Raw genomic sequence first — 16,029 nt, 5'->3', positions numbered from 1 at the left:
GAGCGCCCTCAGGGGCCGCTTCGCAGCCCATCGCAGCCTCGTACCTGGGCAACGGCTACACCGAGACAAAAACAAGAGTGAAACGACAGAACGCAGTAGCTCTAATCCATACGATGTTTGAAGGAGTAACAACATGATTCCGGTGATCTTGTCAGGTGGTAGCGGCTCACGTCTTTGGCCGCTTTCGCGCAAGCAATTCCCCAAGCAGTTCCTCGCCCTGACCGGCGAACACACCCTGTTCCAGCAAACCCTGGAGCGCCTGGTGTTCGAAGGCATGGACACCCCGATCGTGGTCTGCAACAAGGACCACCGCTTCATCGTCAACGAACAGCTGACGGCGCGTAAGCTCGAATCCCAACGCATCCTCATGGAGCCCTTCGGCCGCAATACGGCCCCGGCCGTGGCCCTGACCGCGATGATGCTGGTCAACGAAGGCCGCGACGAGCTGATGCTGGTGCTGCCCGCCGACCACGTCCTCGACGACCAGAAAGCCCTGCAACGGGCCCTGGCCCTGGCCACCGTGGCCGCCGAGCGTGGCGAAATGGTGCTGTTCGGCGTCCCGGCGACCAAGCCGGAAACCGGCTACGGCTACATCAAGTCCACCAACGATGCGCTGCTCCCGGAAGGGGTCAGCCGGGTCTCGCACTTCGTCGAAAAACCCGACGAAAAACGCGCCACCGAGTTCGTCCAGGCCGGCGGCTATTTCTGGAACAGCGGGATGTTCCTGTTCCGCGCCAGCCGCTTCCTCGAAGAGCTGAAGAAACACGACCCGGACATCTACGACACCTGCCTCTTGACCCTGGAACGCAGCCAGCAGGACGCGGACACCGTAACCATCGACGAAGCCACCTTCGCCTGCTGCCCGGACAACTCCATCGACTACGCGGTGATGGAAAAGACCCAGCGCGCCTGCGTGGTGCCCCTGAGCGCCGGCTGGAGCGATGTCGGCTGCTGGTCGTCGCTGTGGGACGTGCATGAAAAGGACGCCAACGGCAACGTCAGCAAGGGCGATGTGGTGATTCAGGACAGCCACAACTGCATGATCCACGGCAACGGCAAACTGGTGTCGGTGATCGGCCTGGAAAACATAGTCGTCGTAGAAACCAAGGACGCCATGATGATTGCCCACAAGGACAAGGTCCAAGGGGTGAAACAGATGGTCAACACCCTCAACGAACAGGGCCGCAGCGAAACCCAGAACCACTGCGAGGTCTACCGCCCGTGGGGCTCCTACGACTCGGTGGACATGGGCGGACGCTTCCAGGTCAAGCACATCTCGGTCAAGCCGGGGGCCTGCCTGTCCCTGCAGATGCACCACCACCGCGCCGAACACTGGATCGTGGTCAGCGGCACCGCCGAAGTCACCTGTGACGAAAACGTATTCCTGCTCTGCGAGAACCAGTCCACCTACATTCCGATTGCCTCGGTGCACCGCTTGCGCAACCCGGGCAAGATCCCGCTGGAGATCATCGAAGTGCAATCGGGCAGCTATTTGGGCGAGGACGATATCGAGCGGTTTGAAGATATCTACGGCCGCTCTACTCCGGTGGAGCGTGGCGTCTCGGTGAAAACCATAGCTCAGTAACAGCGGCAAGTTTCAAGCGGCATGCTGCAAGAAAAAGCAGGGAGTCGTGTTGGTAAGACCTTTGTGTTCCCCCTTTCCAGGTGCCTGCGTCCCCTATCCGCAGGCGCTTGGACAGGGGGATTTTTTTCAGAAGCAGCGGCAAGGGGCAAGCTTCAAGCGGCAAGCCAGATCAACAGCCATCTGTGGATACAAAAGGTCGTTTAAGGCTACATATCTCGGGTTGACCGCCCTCTTCTCGCTCCCTAACCTCGCGCCTGTCACGACTCATTCGTGATCGAGGTTGACGGCTCGGTTGTTTTCTCAGGAACGCAGTTTTCCAGCACTGTTTTTTGGAGCACACCATGACCGACCGTATCGCGCTAACCAGCAACGAATCCTCCACTTCCACCCTGTTTATCGACACCCACGCGCCTTTGGACGAACTGCATGCCAGCGCCGCCTACCGCATCCTCGCGGTGACTCAACTGATGGAAAGCATCGTGCACATGGACAACCGCCACGCCGATGCCACCGACCTGACACAGATCGCCCACGCCAGCGCCATTCTGTTGCGCGATGGTTGTGATCTGCTGGACGTGTTGGGGCGGCGGATTCGTGGCAGTCAGTACCTGAACTAAAACGCCCTGTGATCGTTCCCCTTCAAACACGGGGGAACGATCGGCGTAGTTTTAAAACTGCACAGAAGATACATACCGGAAGAAATCATTTCGGGGTAAGTGCGTCCAAGGCTTTTAACTAGGTCATCGATCATCGCTGCGTTCATATCAAGTGCTCCCTGGCCCAAAGGTCACTGCAGATTCTAAGCACGTGATTTTTCGTTCAATTCAAACACTATCTCCTCTACTTCCATTTTGGCGTTGTATTTAAAAACCGCCCTGTTGCGCGCACCACAGGGCTTGCTGCCCTCAGGATGAGGATGGTCGCCAGAATAATCATCGCACCGCCCGCGATGACGCCGAATGTCAGCGTCTCCCCCAGGAAGAGAATGCCCCAGGCAATGCCGAATAGTGGCGTGAGAAAGGCCACCATCATGGCGCGGGGCGGACCGATGTCGCGCACAAGTCGGAAATACAGCACAAAGCCCAGCGCGCTGCTCAGCAGACCCATCGCAAGCACGTTGAGCACGATAGTCATATCCACAGGCCCCTGAGGTGGCGCCGCCAGCCAGAATGGCAGCAGCGCCAGTGCAGCAAAGAGCTGGGCGCAGCCTGCCGAGCCCAGCGGGTTCAGATGGGGTGCATTGCGCTTGATGTAGATGCCGGCGCCCGCATAGGATGATGCGGCCAGCAGGCACGCCAAGATGGCCGAGACGAAGGTGCCCGATGCCGCTGCCGGCATGCTGACACCGGTGATTGTAGCCACGCCGGCGATGCCAAGCACCAAGCCGATGCCTTTGGTGGGCGTCATGGAATCACCCAGCCACAGGATGGCGAACAACATGCCAAACAGCGGCGTGGTGGCGTTGATGATCGCCGAGTAGGACGCCGGAATGTACTGCGCGGCATACGAGAACAGCAAAAACGGCAGGCCGACGTTGAAGGTTCCTATCACCGCGTACTGCCGCCAGTGCATGCGCCAGCCGGGATTGAAGCGGATAAGGGTAAAGTACAGCAGCAGCGCGCCGCCACCGACGGCCACGCGCAGGTCGGCGGTGACCACCGGCCCCAGCACGGGGGCGAGCACCCGCATGAAAATGAAGGACGCTCCCCACACAGCGCTCAGCACCAACAGCCTAGCCCAGTCTTCACTCCGCATCTTTGCCTCCCCGTCTCGCACCCGTTGCGGTGCAGCTGCTTTATCGCCCTAGACAACGCCTGGAAGGCTGTCGTGCAACTTGGCCTCTCGAACCCGGCCGATGAACTCCCGAATGAAGGACTCTACCGTTGCCAAGTCCGACAAGTGGCGCTCAATACTCAGGCTGAACAGGCTGCCAACGATGACGCCCTGCGCACCGCTGTGCCAGAAGCTGCGAACCTGCTCAACCTTGCTGATGCCGAAGCCGACCACGATGGGTTGGCTCGACGCCTGGCTCAAACGCTCAATACGCTCGGTGGAGTCCTGCTCGAAGTGTTCGCTGGTGCCTGTGGTGCCAAAACGGCTGATGACGTAGGTGAACGCCGAAGACTGGGCGAGCAAGAACTTCGCCCGTTCGAGCGGGGTGTTCGGGGCGACCATCTGAATGCTGCCCAGGCCATGAGCAGACAACTGCGCCATGTGCGCCTTGCTCTCCTCAAACGGCAGATCTGAGCAGACAACGGCGTCGATCCCCACCTCGGCCAACTCGCGGTACGCATCATGTCCACGCATGTACAGCAGGTTGTAGTAGAGCAGAAGTCCAATGGGTAATTCCGGGTACCGGCTGCGTATGCGGCGCAGCAAATCCAGGCAGGTCGCGTAGGTGGTGCCGGCGTCCAGCGCACGGCGCATGGACCGCTGATTCACCGGACCATCGGTGATCGGGTCGGAGAACGGAAACCCCAATTCGACGGCATCGGCCCCGGCATCCACGGCGGCGCAGATCAGATTGAAGCTGTCCTGCGGATTGGGATCACCCAAGGTGAAGAAAGGGATGAAGGCGCGGCACTGGGGCCGGGCAAAAAGTCGGTTGAAGCGGTTCATTGGGCCAGCCCCCTGATCTTCCAGTATTCGTCCAGATCCTTATCTCCGCGCCCAGACAGACAGACCAGCAAGTTGCTGCCCTCGGGGAAATCGCTGCTGGTCTTGATGGCCAGCGCCAAGGCATGCGCCGATTCGAAGGCGGGAATGATGCCCTCAAGGAGACATAGCCTCTCAAAGGCACTGAGTGCCTCTTCGTCGCTGATGGCGGCATAGCGGGCTCTGCCAGACTCCTGGAGTGCGACCAACTCGGGGCCGACACCTGGATAATCCAGACCTGCAGCAACAGAATGCGTGCCCGAAATCTGGCCTTCTTTGTTCTGCAGGAACAGCGATTGCATGCCATGGAACACGCCGATGGTTCCTTGGGTCAATGTAGCGGCGTGTCGCGCCGAGCCGTCTGCCAGGCCGGCTGGTTCTGCGCCGTACAAGGTAACTCCCGGGGAGCTCTCAAATCCAGAGAACAGCCCCACGGCATTGCTTCCACCACCAATGCAGGCATAGACCGCTGCAGGCGGCCTGCCGGTCTGCTCAAGAATCTGCCAGCGAGACTCGGTCCCGATGACCGACTGAAAATACTTAATCATCGAGGGGTAGGGATAGGGCCCTGCCGCAGTCCCAAAGCAGTGGTAGGTACTGCCGACATTGGTGATCCAGTCCCGCATGGCTTCGTTAATGGCGTCTTTCAAGGTGGCCTGGCCAGCGTCAACAGGATGAACCGTTGCACCGAACAGCTCCATGCGCTTGACGTTCTGCTGCTGGCGTTCGATATCGACGGCTCCCATGTACACCTCGACCGGCAGGCCCATGGCTGCGCCCGTCATCGCAGTAGCTACGCCATGCTGGCCGGCACCGGTTTCGGCGATAATGCGTGTCTTTCCCATGCGCTTGGCGAGCAGCAACTGACCTAAAGTGCTGTTTGTCTTGTGGGCCCCGCCATGCAGGAGATCCTCGCGCTTGAGGTAAATGTTTCGGCCAAGCTGTTTTGAAAGGCGCCTGGCATGGGTCAGCGGCGTTTCCCGCCCCGCGAAATCGCGCATCAGTGTCTCCAGTTCGGTGACGAACTCGGGATCATGTCGCGCTTCGTCGAAAGCCTTCTCGACTTCTTCGAGCACACTCACCAGACTTTCGGAGACATAGCTGCCCCCGAATTCTCCGGCACCGAATTTCCTGATCAGCTCCACCTCTGCGAACATTGGCGTCTCCTTGAGTCGGGCCTGCAATCTGCTATTGACGTACGTGGGATGTGTCAGTCCATTCTGGAGCGCGCAGTTGTATCCTCGCAGCAAGATCGGTCTGAAAAATTACGCGGAACTCTCCTGTTTAGTGACATGTGCCCTCCTGTAGTGGTCAACAATTTCCGGACACAGAATTGAGTTTTTCCTCAACAACCGCTGGCGGCACGAAGCCGTTGTACTGATGTGGCCGTGTCCAGTTGTATCGCTGCATGAGGTATCGGCCGATGTCCTGCTCGGCCAACGCCGTCGTCATGTAGCCCACCGTCGGCACCCACTCGGTTTTCAGGCTATGAAACAGCCGCTCCATTGGCGAGTTGTCGTAGCAGTTTCCCCGTCTGCTCATGCTTTGAGTCATCCGATAGCGCCACAGTCGCCGTCGGAAACTGCGGCTGCCGTATTGGCTTCCCTGATCGCTGTGAAATAGGACTCCCCGTGGTCTGCCACGCATTTCATACGCCCTGTCGAGCGCCTTGATGACCAGATCGGCATCAGGCCTGGAAGACATTGCCCAACCCACCACCCTGCGGCTGTACAAATCCAATACAACGGCCAGGTAATGCCATCGCCCTTGCGCCCAGATGTAGGTGATGTCGCCGCACCAAGCCCTGTTCGGCGCTGCCACGGCGAACTGCCGATCGAGGAGGTTGGGAATGTCAGGACGTTCAACCGTGGCTTTCTTGTAAGCGTGAGAACCGGGCTGCTTGCTGATCAATCCTTGTTCCTTCATCAAGCTTCTGACCTTGAAGCGTCCCACCTCGACGCCCTCGTCGCGAAGCATGGCAACGATACTGCGGCTGCCGGCAGAACTACGGCTTTGGCTGAACAGTTCGTTGATGCGGCTGCGCAGGCTCACCCGGCGAACATCGATACGACGCCGCCGGGCCAAATGGGCGTAATAACAGGATCGGGGCAGCTCGAACACTGAACACAACAGCTGGACGGGATAGTGCTTGGCCAACTGCCGAATCGACTTCAACGTCTGCGCCCGTGTTCCTCGGCCATCAAGAGCGCAGTGGCCTCCTTTAAGATTTTTTTCTCAAGCTCCAGCCGGTTGATGCGGGCCTGAAGCTCCTGAATCGTCTGCTGCTCCGGTGTAAGCGCCTTGGCAGTCGGCGTAACGCCTCTACGCTCCAGTTGCAACTGGACAACCCAGCGCCGTAATGCGGTCTCACCTACGTCGAGGGATTTGGCGGCCTCAGGGCAGCTATAGCCTTGGTCGAGCACCAGGCTGGCAGCCTCACGTCAGATCCCGTTGTTTAGAGATGCGCATGAACATCCTCAAGCGTTTCAAAGATCTCCTGCCCATCGGCCTGCAGAATACCCAGTTCGGCAAACAGCGTTTTCCAATTGTCCAGCGCCTCCAGCGTCTGATCAATGTAGTCATCCGGCTTGAGAAACTTGTAGTCCGCGCACAAGCGCCTGATCGCCTTTCTGGACGGACGCCCCTGGCCGTCGAACGCAGTGGTGTGCTCCCCCATTCCAGTGGAGAAAGTCAGGTCGTACGCAGGCGCAAGAACCCATTGCCCACTCAAGCCGTCACGCCCCTCTTCATAGAGAAAGGCGAAGTTCTTCGCATGATCGTCGTAGTTGTGCGCCAGGCCGTTGAACACCATGAGCCGGGCCATTTTTTCCACTTCCTTGGCGCTCTTGGTCAACGCAAAGGTCAGCCGCAGCAAGTCCTTGTAGTCCAGGCAGGGAATTCTGAAGTCCGCATGCAGAATGCCGGCAGCGGTCATCATGTGGATTTTCTCGTTGTGCCTGCGATCAAAACGCCGGGTGGCAAAGAAACGCTCGTTCCATCCCTGTTCTGAGGGCACCGTTATCAACTCGCAATGCGCCATATCGACCCCAGCCGCGCGGGCCATACGGGCGTAGGCATATTCAATCGCGCCCGTCGACCAGGGCTCCTGCAGGGCCCTGAATTTTACTATCCAGTGCGCGTAGCCCTCAGGTAAGGGATCGAAGGCCGAAACCACCTGCGACAGATCCTCTGAAAGGGCAACGGCGGCCTTGGGCCTGGCGCCACCTGGGGAGCCACCGGCAATTCGCAGCGCCGTCAGGACGTCAACCGTCTCACCTACTTGGACCTGGACCGAAGCCTCATACAACAGTGAAAGACTGATGGGCTCCTGGACCACTTTTTCCGCCATGGGGTAGTACTCCAAGGCGCCCATCCCACGGTTGCCAATGTAGGCAAGCCGATCGAGTTGAGTCAGGCCATTGGCGACCCGCGATCCATACTCAGCAGTGAAAAAACGCTTCATCAGCAGCAAACCCCAACCATCGGGAAGGGAATCAGCGAAGGCCCCATGAATGCCCAGGAACAATTGGCTATCGGGTTGCTGCGGCTTCTCGTCGAAGGTCAGTTGCGGCGAAAGGTTGAATCCCTGGTTCAGCCACGCCTTGACGTAGGTGAAGTAGCAGCCCTGACGATTCCAGCTCAGCACTCCCACCTGTCGGCCATGCATGAAGACGCCCAATTCCTCGATCGGCTGGTATTTCCTGGTGCCTCGTTCCGTCATCGGGTGCCCCTCTGGCGTTTTGAGTTTTGCAGCTCAAACAGCGTGTTTGGCGCAGGTGGCTTGAACAACCTGAGCAGCGGATCGAGCTCATCCAAAGCCGCCGCAATCAGCACCATCGACTCAAGGGAGATGGCCCCTTGCAGCTCGAAACGCTTGATGGTCGAAGCGGGCACCCCGGATTTTTCGGCCAGGGTTTTGCGCGACAGATTTTTTGACAACCTGAGGGCCTGTGCGTTTTTCCCGATCTTCGCCGTGATCTCGGACGGGGTGTACATGAAACGAGTAAGGGACATGACGCTGCGCCTGCCTCCGGCCTGCTGATGACTCTGCCCAACTAGGGACAACATGGGCCCCATTATAGTTAAAAAATGCCAATAACGGACCTTATATTGTCCACAATAAATCCACTTCCAGAACGTTGAGCAAACACACTCACCGGGCCTCCTCCATCGCCAACCCCACCTACGCTTAGGTAGGATGTCCCCTCCTTTTCCCCGAGGCTCGCGTCATGTTCATCGGCGTTCTGCTGGTCATCACTTGGCTGGTCCTGCTTCTGCGCTACCCGGCCAAAGCCCTTCCCGTGTCCCTGGCCGCCGCGTTCGGCCTGGCCCTGGTGGCCTGCTGGGTGGTCTGGCTGGACAACCGCGAAGCCCAGCAACTGGCGCGCCTGGATCTGCGCCTGAGCTACGCCCCCGAACACTGCCCCGCCGACCGACCGTTGCAGGTCAAGCTGAACAACGGCAACAAGGTGCCCCTGGTCGAGCTGCGCTGGCGGGTCGCCGCCTATGCCCCGGGAGATACGGTCAACCTCGCCGACAACCAGTACAGCGCCCCGCGCTACCGCGGCCCCGGCGAGTTGCAGGCCGGCGCCAGTTGGCAAGACTGCCTGCCGCTGCCACCGCTGCGCCCCGGCTATCGTCCGCAAACCCTGGAGTTTCGCGCCGAACGTTTGCAAGGTAGCTTCTCCGACTGATTTCCCCTTCCCCCTCACAGCACAAGGACCGCGCCATGCCCGTAGCGTTGATCACCGGTTGTTCCAGCGGCATCGGCCGCGCCCTGGCAGACGCGTTCAAGAACGCCGGCTTCACCGTGATTGCCAGCGCCCGCAAGGCCGAGGACGTCAGCGCCCTGCAAGCCGCCGGTTTCAAGGCCGTGCAACTGGACGTGAATGACGGCCCGGCCCTGAGCGCCTTGAGCGAAGAGATCAACCAGCAGTACGGCGGCCTGGATGTGCTGATCAACAATGCCGGCTACGGCGCCATGGGCCCGCTGCTCGATGGCGGCGTGCAAGCCATGCAGCGCCAGTTCGAAACCAACGTGTTCTCGGTGGTCGGGGTAACTAGGGCGATGTTCCCGGTGCTGCGCCGCAGCCGTGGCCTGGTGGTGAACATCGGCAGTGTCTCCGGGGTGTTGGTGACGCCGTTTGCCGGCGCCTACTGCGCCTCGAAAGCCGCGGTGCATGCCTTGAGCGACGCCCTGCGCATGGAGCTTTCGCCATTCGGCATCCGGGTCATGGAAGTGCAGCCCGGGGCCATTGCCTCGAGTTTTGCCAAGAACGCCGGGCATGAAGCCGAGCAATTGCTCAACGAGCAATCGCCCTGGTGGCCGCTGCGCGAAGGCATCCGCGCCCGGGCCAAGGCCTCCCAGGACAAGCCGACCTCGGCCAGCGACTTCGCCGCCGGCTTGCTCAAAGCCGTGCAGCGGGACCAGCCGCCGCGCCTGGTACGCATCGGCAATGGCAGCCGCGCCCTGCCGCTGCTGGCCCATCTGCTGCCCAAGGGGTTGCTGGAGAAGGGGTTGATGAAGCGCTTCGGATTGGGCGCCAAGCTCTGACCTCCCACGCCTGCAAGCCAGCCGGGTGTAGCGCCTGCCTCCCGTAGGAGCCGGCTTGCCGGCGAAAGGGCCCGCAAGCCTTGCATCACCCATGCCGGCGCCTTCGCTGGCAAGCCAGTTCCTACAGCGGTGGCGCGGTTCGGGTTGTAGCCCCTCGCATTCCCAGTAGAATGCGCGCGCTGCATGGAATCGCCGGCCTCGACACCCAAGCACGGATTTGCTCAGGCTCCACCCTCTCCCGTCCTGTCATTGCCTGACTTCATGCGCGACTTTTTTCATTCGCCGATCAGGGAATACCCATTGAAATTGTTCAACACGCTGCCACTGGCCTTGGCTGTCTTGCTGGCGGCCTGCGCCTCCAAGGCTCCGGAAAACACCGAACCGAAAGTCCCCGACCTGAATGACACCCTGCCCAAACTGACGCTGGACAGCGTCTTGCCCAAGGTCAGCGCCAACGAGTATTGCAACCCGGCCATGGAGGCCGATCTGCTGTACGGCATCGGTTACAAGCTGAACGAGATCGAGGACTACAAGAACGCCAAGGGCTGCTTCGCGATGGCCGCGCCGCACTACACCCGGGCCTTCTGCTACTTGTCCACCACCACCGACATGGAAACGGACAAGCCCAAGGCCGAGCGCGACCGCGAGTCGTTCAACTACATCGCCTACTCGGCGTCGCAGAACGATTGGTGCGCCGAGTACGGCATGTACGCCACCTACTGGTTCGGCGACAAGGACATTCCCCAGGACCGGGACCTGGCCCTGCGCTGGCTGGAGCGCTCGGCGCTGCACGGCAACCCGGAACCGCAGCAGAGTCTGGCCGACGCCGCCGAAGAGTCCGGCGACCTGGTCAAGGCCTACGCCTGGCTGAAGGTCATCGACAACACTGAAGACACCAGCCAGCTGGATGCCTTGAAAGGCAAGATGAGCCCCGAGCAACTGGCTGCGGGCGAACAGCGCTTCAACGAGCTGAAGGCGCAGGTGACCAGCAAGCAGGTGATGTACGACGAAGCACGGGATGAGGAAGTGGCGATTTTCTCGGCCGAGATTCATTTCGATCTTCCCGACCTGTTCCAGGACATGACCACGGCCGAGCGCCAGGCCTTTGTCAAAACGGCCATCGCCAAGGCGCGGGACAGCGGCCAGTTCAAGCTGCATTACGCGGTGACCCAGTACGTCCTGGTCTCGCGACTGGCTCAGTTGCATTACCCCGGCGTCGACGTGCTGCAAAACCCAAAACTGGTGGTCGCCATCAACCACATCAAAGACGGCCTGGAAGCCACGGCGAAGAAGTCCCTGGCGATCATGCAGAAAAGCTACAAATAACCGCACCCCACTGTCGTAGGAACCGGCTGGCCGACGAAGAGGCTCGCAAGCCAGGTGCAAGGCTGAAGGTCGCTTTCGCTGGCAAGCCTGCTCCTACACAAGCCGCGCCTACAGGGGGGCGGGGTTGACCACCACGGTGCAGGTGATGCCGGCGGCCAGCAGCACGCCGTCCGGCACCTCGTCGATGTGGATGCGCACCGGTACGCGCTGGGCCAGGCGCACCCAGTTGAAGGTCGGGTTGACGTCGGCGATCAGTTCGCGGCTTTGCGGGTTGTCGCGGTCGTAGATGCCGCGGGAAATGCTTTCCACATGCCCCTTGAGCACTTCACCGCTCATCAGTTGCATGTCGGCCTTATCCCCCACGCGCACGTGGGGCAGCTTGGTTTCCTCGAAGAAGCCGTAGACCCAGAACGAGTTCATGTCGACCACCGCCATCTTCGCCTCGCCGATGCGCGCATAGTCGCCGCGGTGCACGTTGAGGTTGGTGACGTAGCCGTCCACCGCCGCCCGTACCTGGGTGCGTTTGAGGTTCAGCTCCGCCGCTTCCAGCTGGGCCTGGGCGTGCTGGTAGTCGGCCAGGGCCGAGTCGGCGATGTTGCCGGCGTCGTCGCGGTTTTCCTTGGAGATCACCAGGTTGTCCATATCGGCGCGGCGCTTGGCGTTGACCTTGCGCATCTCCCAGGTGGCCTTCTTCGAGGCCACCTGCGATTGCGCCTGCTTGACCGCGATCTGGTAGTGCTCGGGGTCGATCTGCATCAGCAGGTCGCCCTTGCGTACCAGTTGGTTGTCCTTGACCGGCACGTCCACCACTTCACCGGTGACGTCGGCGGCGACGTTGATGATGTCCGCGCGCACCCGGCCGTCGCGGGTCCAGGGGGTGTACATGTAGTGCTCCCACAGGGTGCGGCCGATCCACAGGGCCAGGGCCAGCACGAGCAGGGTGGCGAGCAGGCTGAAAAACTTTTTCATTGCGGGGATCTCAACGGTAGACAGTGAGCGCCATGGCGCCGAACAGACAGCAGAACAGGCTCAGGCGCAGCAGCGCCGGGTGCCAGAAGAAGCGATACAGGTCATAGCCGGAGATGAACCGGTCCAGGGCCCAGGCCAGGGCCGCGGCGATGAAGAACATCAGGGTCATGGTGGGCATGTAAACGCCGTGGAAGGCGATTTCACGAGGCATGTTCAGGTCCTTGGAGTGCAGGCGCCGCCGGCTTGGCCACGGCATAGGCCGCCAGCGGCGATTGCGGGTCGAGCAGTGACGTGCGGATGAAGTGCAGGTAGCTCTTGACCCGGCGCAGGGCCGAGGTGTCGAAGTGCGGGGCGAAGGGCTCGTCGGTGGCCTGGACCCGGCTGATGGCGTGGTCCACGGCGATCAACCCGCGCTCCAGGTTGCTCTGGCTGGGCTGCAGGAACAGCCGCACCAGGGAGCGGCCCATGACCCGGATCGACTGGCGCCAGGGCTGGGATTCGGCATAGGCCGGGTGCACCGGGAGGATCGCCTGCTCCTTGCGCAGTTCGATGATAGCGTGGCCGACTTCCAGCACCACGAACATCCAGCGCAACAGCTCGCTCTGTACCTTGGGCTGGCCCACCGCCAGGCCATAGGCCTGGTGCAGCAGGTCACGGGTGCGGCTCTCGAAGCTCGACGCCAGGCCCTTGAGCTTGCCGCTGATGGCGTACACCACCTGGCCGCGCAGGTCCTGCTCCAGGCGCCGCCACAGCCAGCGGCTGTTGGGCGGCAGGATGATTGCCCCCGCGGCGGCGCAGACCAACATGCCCATGACCATGGCGATGTAGTCGTTGATGAAGGTGTAGGGGTTGTAGATGGTCAGGTTGTCCGGCACCGAACCGGTGCTGAAAAAGATCAGCAAACCCAGGCCGACCCCGGCGTACTTGGGCCTGGACGCGAGGAACGAGCCGAACACGATCACCGGCGCCAGCATCAGGCACAGCAGCGCAAAGCCATCGATCCTGGGGAACACGAAGAACATTTCGACGAAGCCCACCAGGGCCCCGATCAAGGTCCCGCAGGCCATCTCGAAGGCCATGCGCTTGGGGTTCGGCGTGGCGGCCGAAAGGCCGATGGTGGCGGCGGCGATCAGGGTCATGGTGGCACCACTGGGCCAGGCGGTGGCCACCCAGTAGCTGCCCAGCACCAGCAACACAAAAGCGGCACGGATGCCCGAGGCGGCGCAGGCTAGCCCATTGGTCTGCGGGGTGTAGGGTTCGTCCCAGCGCTCGCGCTCGTGGCGGTGATCGGCCAGGGAGGCGTGGGTCTGGGCGTAGCTGTGCAGCTCGTCGACGAAGCGGTACAGCAATTCATAAGCGGTGTGGAAATCCAGCTGCTCGGCGTCGCTCGGCCCGCTCTCCTGGAAGGCCGCCCGCAGGCTGCGCACCCGCGCCGGCAGCTCGCTCTTGTAGGCCGCCAGGGCCGTGGCCAGGCGCGCCGCATCAGGGCTGGTGAGGGCGCGGCCGGAGAAACCGTCGAGCAGTTCCGCCAAGTCCTGCAGGCCCGGCTTGATCGCCGCCACCACATGGTCGGCCTCGCTGCTGCGCAGGCGTTCAAGCAACTGGTGCAGGGCGTTGAAACGCGTGGTGATGCCCATGAACTCGCTGTTCAGGCGGCTCAGGCGACCGTTGCGCCGACGCATGTGCGGGTCTTCGAACACGGTGACGCTGCGCAGCCCTTCCAAGCCCACGGCCTCGGCGATGAAACGCACGTTGCTGGCCTCGAAGGCCTCGCGCCGGCTGCGTCCACGCAGGCCATCGGTGACGAACAGGGCGAACACCCCGAAACGCTGGTACAGGGCGTTGCGCATGGCGGCGCTGGCAGTCTGCGGCAGGATCGCGGCGCTGACCAGGGTCGCGCAGAGAATTCCCAGGGAGATCTCCAGCACCCGCCACATCGCCGCCATGAACGCTCCGTCCGGGTGCGCCAGGGCCGGCAGGCCGACCATGGCCGCGGTGTAGCCGGCAAGAACAAATCCGTAGGCGCGAAAGTTACGGTAGCGCGCGGCACCGGCCGAGCAGATGCCGACCCAGATCGCCAGAGAGCCGAGAAACAACTCGGTGTTCTGGGCGAACAGAGCAATCAGCGCCACCATCACCGCCGAGCCGGCAAGGGTGCCGAGAAAACGGTAGAAACTCTTGGCGAACACTTGGCCGCTCTGCGGCTGCATGACGATGAACACGGTGATCATCGCCGTGCGCGGTTGCGGCAACTCCAGGCGCATGGCCAGCCATAGGGTGAGAAACGCCGCGGCCAGGACCTTGAAGATATACACCCAGGTCACGCCGTCGCTGCGCGCCCAGTCGAAGAAACCCCGGCGCCATTCCAGGGAGTACAGCCAGCGCAACGGGGCGGGCAAGGTCGTCATGGGGGCCTGCTTCAGTGGTCAAAGACGGCCAGGGCCGCCGGGGTTTTGGGGGCCTGGGTGCGGTTTTCCGCCGGTACGTCGCGGCCGGCTTCCAGCCCGCCGCCCAGGGCCGTCACCAGGTCCGCCTGGGCGGTCAGGCGCGCGGCCTGCACTTGCTGCTGGATCTGCTGCTGATGAAACAGCAGGGTTTGGGCGTTGAGCACATTCAGGTAGTCGGTCAGGCCACGCTGGAAAGCCACGGTGGCGATGTCGTAGGTCTTCTGCGCCGCGGCCACCGACTCGGCGGCAAAGGCTTGCTGCTTGTCCATGGACTCGCGGCGGATCAACTGGTCGGAAATGCTTTTCAGCGCGTCCACCAGGGTCTGGTTGTACTTGGCCACGGCCAGGTCGTAGCCGGCCGCGGCTTCACCCAGTTCCGAACGCAGGCGGCCACCGTCGAAGATCGGCAGGCTGATGGCCGGGCCGACGTTGTAGTTGAGTTTCTTGCCGGTGAGGAACTCCAGGGCGCCGCCGCCGGTGGCCATGAAACCGATGCTGCCCACCAGGTCGACGTTGGGGTAAAAGCCGGCGTGGGCCACATCGATGCCACGGGCCTGGGCCGCCACTTGCCAGCGGCTGGCGACCACGTCCGGGCGCTGGCCCAGCAGTTCGGCGGGCAGGGCCGAGGGCAGTTTCAGCGCGGCGCCCAGGGACAGGCTCGGTCGCTGCAACTGCGCGCCCTCCCCCGGGCCCTTGCCGGCCAGGGCCGCCAGTTGGTTACGGGTCAGGGCGATTTCTTCGTCCAGGGCGTCCAGTTGGCGATGGGTTTCCGGCAGCGGCGCCTCGGCCTGGCTGACTTCGAAATGGGTGCCGAGGCCGCCGTCCAGGCGCCGTTGTGCCAGGGCCAGGATCTGTTGCTGCTGCTTCAGGGTGGCGGCCACGATATCGCGCTGGGCGAAGTGCAAGGACAGCTGGATATAGCTGCGCACCACGTTGTTCACCAGTTCCAGCTGGGCCTGGCGGGCTTCGGCCACGCTCATGTGGGCCAGGTCCACGGCGCGCTCGGTGGCGTTGCTTTCACGGCCCCAGAGGTCCAGGGCGTAACTGAAGCCCAGGGCGGCGTTGTTGTCCCAGGTGGTGGTGTTGGCCAGGGCGCCGGGGCCGTAGAACTGATCGGTGGGCCAGTTGTGGCGCTTGAGGGTGGCGTCGCCCTTGATCTGCAGCGACTCGGCCGACTCGGCGATACCGGCCAGGGCCTTGGCTTGGCGCACCCGGGCGGCGGCCATGGCCAGGCTCGGGCTGCCTTGCACGGCGAGGCTGATCCAGCGGTTCAACTGCGGGTCGCCGTAGGCCTGCCACCACTGGGCACTGGGCCAGTGGGCCTCTTGCGCGGCGCTCTTGATCGCCTCGTCGGTGGCCAAGGTATTAGCGGGAAGTGTCTTGCCTTGTGGGGCAATGCCTCCGGTTCCGATGCAGCCGCTGATTGCTAACGATAAAGCCCAAACACTGAGGGTCTTGAACCCTCTGCTGATGCGACGCGGCACTGCTGCGAA

Annotated in this window: 15 protein-coding genes and 1 pseudogene; 5 read left to right on the top strand and 11 right to left on the bottom strand. The window is 62.1% G+C overall.

The features are described from left to right. Positions 1 to 133: 133 nt before the first annotated feature. Entirely contained in the window at positions 134 to 1,585 is a 1,452-nt protein-coding gene (locus tag PLD_RS20310) for a mannose-1-phosphate guanylyltransferase/mannose-6-phosphate isomerase (protein ID WP_159895854.1), read from the top strand. 341 nt (positions 1,586 to 1,926) lie between these two features. Beyond that, positions 1,927 to 2,202 (top strand): short-chain dehydrogenase, encoded by a 276-nt coding sequence (locus PLD_RS20305; RefSeq protein WP_159895852.1) that lies wholly within the window; start codon positions 1,927 to 1,929, stop codon positions 2,200 to 2,202. 65 nt (positions 2,203 to 2,267) lie between these two features. Here PLD_RS20305 and PLD_RS30765 read toward each other — a convergent pair. From PLD_RS30765 to PLD_RS20275, 7 genes and pseudogenes are all read right to left on the bottom strand, one after another. Next, a pseudogene (locus PLD_RS30765) lies at positions 2,268 to 2,348 on the bottom strand (pyocin immunity protein); the annotation flags it as partial. Between the two features lie 77 nt (positions 2,349 to 2,425). Beyond that, positions 2,426 to 3,340, bottom strand: a complete 915-nt coding sequence (locus PLD_RS20300; RefSeq protein WP_159895850.1) for a DMT family transporter — start codon at positions 3,338 to 3,340, stop codon at positions 2,426 to 2,428. Positions 3,341 to 3,388: 48 nt separating this feature from the next. Then, complete coding sequence (gene trpA, locus PLD_RS20295) at positions 3,389 to 4,204, bottom strand: tryptophan synthase subunit alpha (RefSeq protein WP_159895848.1); 816 nt, start codon at positions 4,202 to 4,204, stop codon at positions 3,389 to 3,391. Continuing rightward, positions 4,201 to 5,397, bottom strand: a complete 1,197-nt coding sequence (gene trpB / locus PLD_RS20290; protein WP_178116194.1) for a tryptophan synthase subunit beta — start codon at positions 5,395 to 5,397, stop codon at positions 4,201 to 4,203. Before trpB ends, trpA begins: the two co-directional genes overlap by 4 nt. A gap of 154 nt (positions 5,398 to 5,551) precedes the next feature. Further along, positions 5,552 to 6,666 (bottom strand): IS3 family transposase gene (locus PLD_RS20285; RefSeq protein ID WP_218575874.1). Its coding sequence is split into 2 segments (ribosomal slippage): positions 5,552 to 6,459 and positions 6,459 to 6,666, totalling 1,116 coding nucleotides; the frame shifts between segments, so codons are not numbered across the junction. A gap of 29 nt (positions 6,667 to 6,695) precedes the next feature. Continuing rightward, positions 6,696 to 7,961: a type II toxin-antitoxin system HipA family toxin gene (locus tag PLD_RS20280; RefSeq protein WP_159895844.1), complete on the bottom strand. Its 1,266-nt coding sequence runs from the start codon at positions 7,959 to 7,961 to the stop codon at positions 6,696 to 6,698. Then, positions 7,958 to 8,236, bottom strand: coding sequence for a helix-turn-helix domain-containing protein (locus tag PLD_RS20275; RefSeq protein WP_371929075.1), 279 nt, complete (start codon positions 8,234 to 8,236; stop codon positions 7,958 to 7,960). The genes PLD_RS20280 and PLD_RS20275 overlap by 4 nt, the downstream gene beginning before the upstream one ends. Positions 8,237 to 8,469: 233 nt before the next feature. Between PLD_RS20275 and PLD_RS20270 the strand changes: the two genes are divergently transcribed. The 3 genes from PLD_RS20270 (at position 8,470) to PLD_RS20260 (ending at position 11,120) form a co-directional block, all read left to right on the top strand. Next, entirely contained in the window at positions 8,470 to 8,934 is a 465-nt protein-coding gene (locus tag PLD_RS20270) for a multidrug transporter (protein ID WP_159895840.1), read from the top strand. Between the two features lie 35 nt (positions 8,935 to 8,969). Next, complete coding sequence (locus PLD_RS20265; protein WP_159895838.1) at positions 8,970 to 9,794, top strand: SDR family oxidoreductase; 825 nt, start codon at positions 8,970 to 8,972, stop codon at positions 9,792 to 9,794. 300 nt (positions 9,795 to 10,094) lie between these two features. Next, a complete protein-coding gene (locus PLD_RS20260) occupies positions 10,095 to 11,120 on the top strand; it encodes a sel1 repeat family protein (RefSeq protein WP_256674699.1) in 1,026 nt (341 codons plus the stop codon). A 108-nt stretch (positions 11,121 to 11,228) separates the two neighbouring features. Here the strand turns inward: PLD_RS20260 and PLD_RS20255 are convergent, their stop codons facing one another. The 4 genes from PLD_RS20255 to PLD_RS20240 are packed head-to-tail and all read right to left on the bottom strand — an operon-like array spanning position 11,229 to position 16,020. Then, the gene (locus PLD_RS20255; protein WP_159895834.1) at positions 11,229 to 12,089 is read right to left on the bottom strand and encodes an HlyD family secretion protein; all 861 of its coding nucleotides are present in this window, start codon (positions 12,087 to 12,089) and stop codon (positions 11,229 to 11,231) included. A gap of 10 nt (positions 12,090 to 12,099) precedes the next feature. After that, positions 12,100 to 12,300: a DUF1656 domain-containing protein gene (locus PLD_RS20250; RefSeq protein ID WP_007930063.1), complete on the bottom strand. Its 201-nt coding sequence runs from the start codon at positions 12,298 to 12,300 to the stop codon at positions 12,100 to 12,102. Further along, entirely contained in the window at positions 12,290 to 14,497 is a 2,208-nt protein-coding gene (locus tag PLD_RS20245; RefSeq protein WP_159895832.1) for an FUSC family protein, read from the bottom strand. Before PLD_RS20245 ends, PLD_RS20250 begins: the two co-directional genes overlap by 11 nt. A gap of 11 nt (positions 14,498 to 14,508) precedes the next feature. Then, positions 14,509 to 16,020, bottom strand: coding sequence for an efflux transporter outer membrane subunit (locus PLD_RS20240; protein WP_159895830.1), 1,512 nt, complete (start codon positions 16,018 to 16,020; stop codon positions 14,509 to 14,511). Positions 16,021 to 16,029: the final 9 nt, after the last annotated feature.

This window comes from Pseudomonas sp. LD120, from assembly GCF_009861525.1.
Lineage (GTDB): Bacteria > Pseudomonadota > Gammaproteobacteria > Pseudomonadales > Pseudomonadaceae > Aquipseudomonas.
Note: the sequence above shows the minus strand (reverse complement) of the source record. Positions and strands in the feature narration are given on the sequence as shown.